Below are 3,949 nucleotides of genomic sequence, written 5' to 3'. Positions count from 1 at the left end.
CGCACGTCCGTTCGCTGACGACGTCCGACCTTCCTGAGCTGTACGCCCTGCTCGACCGCGATCCGCTGGTCAACCTGTTCGTCCGCAATCGCGTCGACGCGACCAAGCTGCAGACCCGGTGGCTGGGCGGCCAGGTCTGGGGCTACTTCGAGGATGGCGTGCTCGTGTCGGCCTGCCACGCCGGCGCCAATGTCGTACCGGTCCAGGCGACGCCGGCGGCCGTCGAGGCATTCGCCGACCAGGCGCTGGCCGACAACGTACGGCCGTCATCGATCGTCGGGCCCCGCGATGCCGTGCTGGCGATGTGGAAGCTGCTCGAGCCGCACTGGGGTCCGGCCCGGTCGCCGCGCCTGGACCAGCCGTTCCTGGTGCTCGACAGCGACAGCCGCCTTCGTCCGGACCCGCGCGTACGCCCGGTCGTCCTCGACGAGTTCGACACGGTCTACCCGGCGTGCGTCGCCATGTTCACCGAGGAGGTCGGCGTCGACCCCGAGGTGGGCAACCGCAGCGGCTATCGGGCCCGCGTCGCGCAGCTGATCTCCCAGGGCTGGGCGTTCGCGATCATCGAGGACGGCGACGTGCTCTTCAAGGCCGAGGTCGGGGCGGCGACCGCCTACGCCTGCCAGATCCAGGGTGTCTACGTCCGGCCCGACCTGCGGGGACAGGGCATCGCCGCTCCCGCCCTGGCCGCGGTGGTGCAGCAGGCCCGGAAGACCGTCGCGCCGGTCGTCACGCTCTACGTCAACGACCACAACATCGCCGCCCGGCGGGCCTACGAACGGGTCGGCTTCGAGCAGACCGCGACCTTCGCCTCGATCCTGCTCTGACATGCTCACGGCATGAGTCGTGACATCAAGGTCCTGGCCGGCATCTTCACGGTGTCGGGCGTGCTGCACTTCGTGGCCCCTCGGGCATACGAGGCGATCGTGCCGAAGCCACTGCCCCACAAGCGGGAGCTGGTGCAGGTGTCGGGTGTGGCGGAGCTTGCGTGTGCGGGGCTCATGCTGCACCCGCGGACCCGGCGTCTGGGCGGCCTCGCCTCGGCCGGGCTCCTCGCTGCGGTGTTCCCGGCCAACGTCCAGATGACGATCGACAGCGCCCGTGACCCGCGCAGGCCGCGGTGGTTCACCCTCGGCACGGTGCTCCGCCTCCCGCTGCAGCTGCCCATGATCCGCATCGCGCTGAAGGCTGCGCGAGGCTGAGTTCGGCTGCGCGCCAGACCCCGTTAGGCTCGCCCCTATGCGTATGTCCCGGCTCTTCCTGCGTACTCTCCGCGACGATCCGGCCGACGCCGAGGTGCCGAGCCACAAGCTCCTGGTGCGCGCCGGGTACGTCCGCCGGGTCGCGCCCGGCATCTACTCGTGGCTGCCGCTCGGCCTCAAGGTGCTCGCCAAGGTCGAGAAGATCATCCGCGAGGAGATGGAGTCGATCGGCGCTCAGGAGGTGCGCTTCCCGGCGCTGCTGCCGCGTGAGCCCTACGAGGCGTCAGGGCGCTGGACCGACTACGGCCCCAACGTGTTCCGGCTCAAGGACCGCAAGGGCAACGACATGATGCTCGGCCCGACGCACGAGGAGTTCTTCACGCTGCTGGTCAAGGACCTCTACTCGTCCTACAAGGACCTGCCGCTGAGCATCTACCAGATCCAGACGAAGTACCGCGACGAGGCGCGTCCCCGCGCCGGCATCCTGCGTGGCCGCGAGTTCATCATGAAGGACTCCTACTCGTTCGACATCGACGACGCGGGTCTCGAGGCGTCCTACCAGGCGCACCGCGAGGCGTACGTCCGGATCTTCGATCGGCTGGGCTTCGAGTACGTCATCGTCCACGCGCAGTCCGGCGCGATGGGTGGCTCGGCCAGCGAGGAGTTCCTCGCGGTGTCCGAGACGGGGGAGGACACGTTCGTACGCTCGCCCGGTGGCTACGCCGCCAACGTCGAGGCCGTCACGACCGTCGTGCCCGACGCCATCCCGTACGACGACGCCCCGGCCGCGCATGCCGAGCAGACTCCGGACACGCCCACGATCGACACGCTCGTGGCGCACCTCAACGAGAAGTTCCCGCGCGACGACCGCCCGTGGAACGCCGCGGACACGCTCAAGAACGTGCTGGTGATGCTGCGGCTGCCCGACGGCACCCGTGAGCCGCTCGCGATCGGCGTGCCCGGCGACCGCGAGGTCGACGCCAAGCGCCTCGAGGCGGTCGTCTCGCCGGCCGAGGTCGAGCCGTTCGAGGCGAAGGACTTCGCCCAGCACCCGGCGCTCGTCAAGGGCTACATCGGCCCGGAGGCGCTCGGCACCGAGAGCGCGTCCGGCATCCGCTTCCTCGTCGATCCGCGCATCGTCGAGGGCACGCGCTGGGTCACCGGCGCCAACGTCGACGGTTCGCACACGATCGACCTCGTCGCCGGCCGGGACTTCACCCCTGACGGCACGATCGAGGCCGCGGAGATCCGCCCCGGCGATCCGGCGCCCGACGGCTCAGGACCGCTCGAGCTCGCCCGCGGCATCGAGATGGGCCACATCTTCCAGCTCGGCCGCAAGTACGCCGAGGCGCTCGATCTCAAGGTGCTCGACGAGAACGGCAAGCTCGTCACGGTGACGATGGGCTCGTACGGCGTCGGGGTCTCCCGCGCGGTCGCCGCCGTCGCCGAGTACGCCCACGACGAGCTCGGTCTCGTGTGGCCCAAGGAGCTCTCGCCGTTCGACGTGCACCTGATCGTCGCCGGCAAGGACGAAGCCGTGGTCGCGGGGGCTGAGCAGGTCTACGACGAGCTGATCGGTGCCGGCCTCGAGGTGCTCTACGACGACCGTCTCGGCAAGGTCTCGCCCGGCGTGAAGTTCAAGGACGCCGAGCTCATCGGCGTACCCACGATCGTCGTCGTCGGCAAGGGATTCGTCGATGGTGTGGTCGAGGTCAAGGACCGGGCGACCGGCGAGCGCACCGACGTACCCCTCGCGGACCTCCTGGCCCACCTGCGCGACTGACCGCAGCTCAGGGGAGGCCGGGGAACGCGTCTGGTGGCCCGCCCCAGGTGATCTCGGCGAGTGCGGCGCGGCGCAGGCCCGCGGTCGCGTACGTCCGCAGCTCGCCGGTCGTGTCGCCCGCGAGCGTCAGGCACACCGCTGCGATGTCGCGCTCGACCTGCAGCGCGGCGGCGAGAGCCTGTGCCTTGGTGCGCAGCGGCCCGACGTCGTACGCCAGCGCGGTCGGCACAGGCTCGATGTCCGTCTCGTGCAGGCGGGACAGCAGGCGGTCGCGGGCGTCGCGGTGCTTGCCGTGCGACGCGCGGGCCCGGCCGGCGAGGGCGTCGAACCGCGCACCGATGACGGGATAGAGCCACACCGCCTCGTGCTCGAGCGCGAGCCAGTCCTGCAGCGTCTCGGTTGCCGTCATCGCAGGTCACCTACCGTGATCGCGCACTGGGCGAGTCCCGCGGACATCGATGCGAGCACCCGAGCCAGCGCGGGGGAGATCGCCTCGGCCGCGTCGGCCGCGCGGGCCTTCGACGCGGTCGCATAGGCGGACGCCAGCGTGCTGACCGCCTTGGCCCGGTTGGCGGGCGGCGGGGTGACGTCCGGGACGGACCCGCCGACGCCGACGGCCCGGGCGTGGGCCGTGCTGATCGCGACGAACGGGTCGAGACGCAGCCCGTCATGCTTCACGGCGGTGGCCTCGACCCGCGCGAGCAGTGCGTTCTGGTCGGCCGCCACACGGGCGATGAGCCGGTCGTCGCTGGGGGCGGGCTCGGGATGGGGCTCGATGCCGACGCTGCGGGCCAGGTCGTCCAGTCGGTGGCCGAGGGCCGCGCCCGCGAGCCCGCCGGCAACCGCTACGGTGGCAGCGCCCGTTCCCAGGAGCGCGCGTCGGCTGATCACCACGGCAGGCTAGCCGACTCGTCGCGTTCACCGGAGCCCCGCTGGTTCGGTAGGGTGGAACCGACACTGATGC

The 3,949-nt window shown here is 71.1% G+C and carries 5 protein-coding genes; 3 read left to right on the top strand and 2 right to left on the bottom strand.

Annotated features, from left to right (window positions below; translation table 11 throughout):
• The 3 genes from V6M46_RS00330 to V6M46_RS00320 all read left to right on the top strand — a co-directional run.
• Positions 1-827: GNAT family N-acetyltransferase (locus V6M46_RS00330; protein WP_332661687.1), on the top strand; the 827-nt coding region annotated here is incomplete at its 5' end.
• A gap of 12 nt (positions 828-839) precedes the next feature.
• The gene (locus V6M46_RS00325; RefSeq protein WP_332661686.1) at positions 840-1,202 is read left to right on the top strand and encodes a DoxX family protein; all 363 of its coding nucleotides are present in this window, start codon (positions 840-842) and stop codon (positions 1,200-1,202) included.
• A 43-nt stretch (positions 1,203-1,245) separates the two neighbouring features.
• Positions 1,246-2,985 (top strand): proline--tRNA ligase, encoded by a 1,740-nt coding sequence (locus V6M46_RS00320; protein WP_332661685.1) that lies wholly within the window; start codon positions 1,246-1,248, stop codon positions 2,983-2,985.
• 7 nt (positions 2,986-2,992) lie between these two features.
• On the opposite strand, the gene V6M46_RS00315 is transcribed toward V6M46_RS00320, so the two are convergent.
• Both V6M46_RS00315 and V6M46_RS00310 read right to left on the bottom strand, forming a co-directional pair.
• A complete protein-coding gene (locus tag V6M46_RS00315; RefSeq protein ID WP_332661684.1) occupies positions 2,993-3,394 on the bottom strand; it encodes a DUF4439 domain-containing protein in 402 nt (133 codons plus the stop codon).
• Positions 3,391-3,876: a hypothetical protein gene (locus V6M46_RS00310; RefSeq protein ID WP_332661683.1), complete on the bottom strand. Its 486-nt coding sequence runs from the start codon at positions 3,874-3,876 to the stop codon at positions 3,391-3,393. Before V6M46_RS00310 ends, V6M46_RS00315 begins: the two co-directional genes overlap by 4 nt.
• Between the last annotated feature and the right edge of the window lie 73 nt (positions 3,877-3,949).

Source organism: Aeromicrobium sp. (assembly GCF_036676885.1).
Lineage (GTDB): Bacteria > Actinomycetota > Actinomycetes > Propionibacteriales > Nocardioidaceae > Aeromicrobium.
The sequence above is the reverse complement of the archived record's forward strand: the minus strand, read 5'-3'. Positions and strand labels throughout refer to the sequence as shown.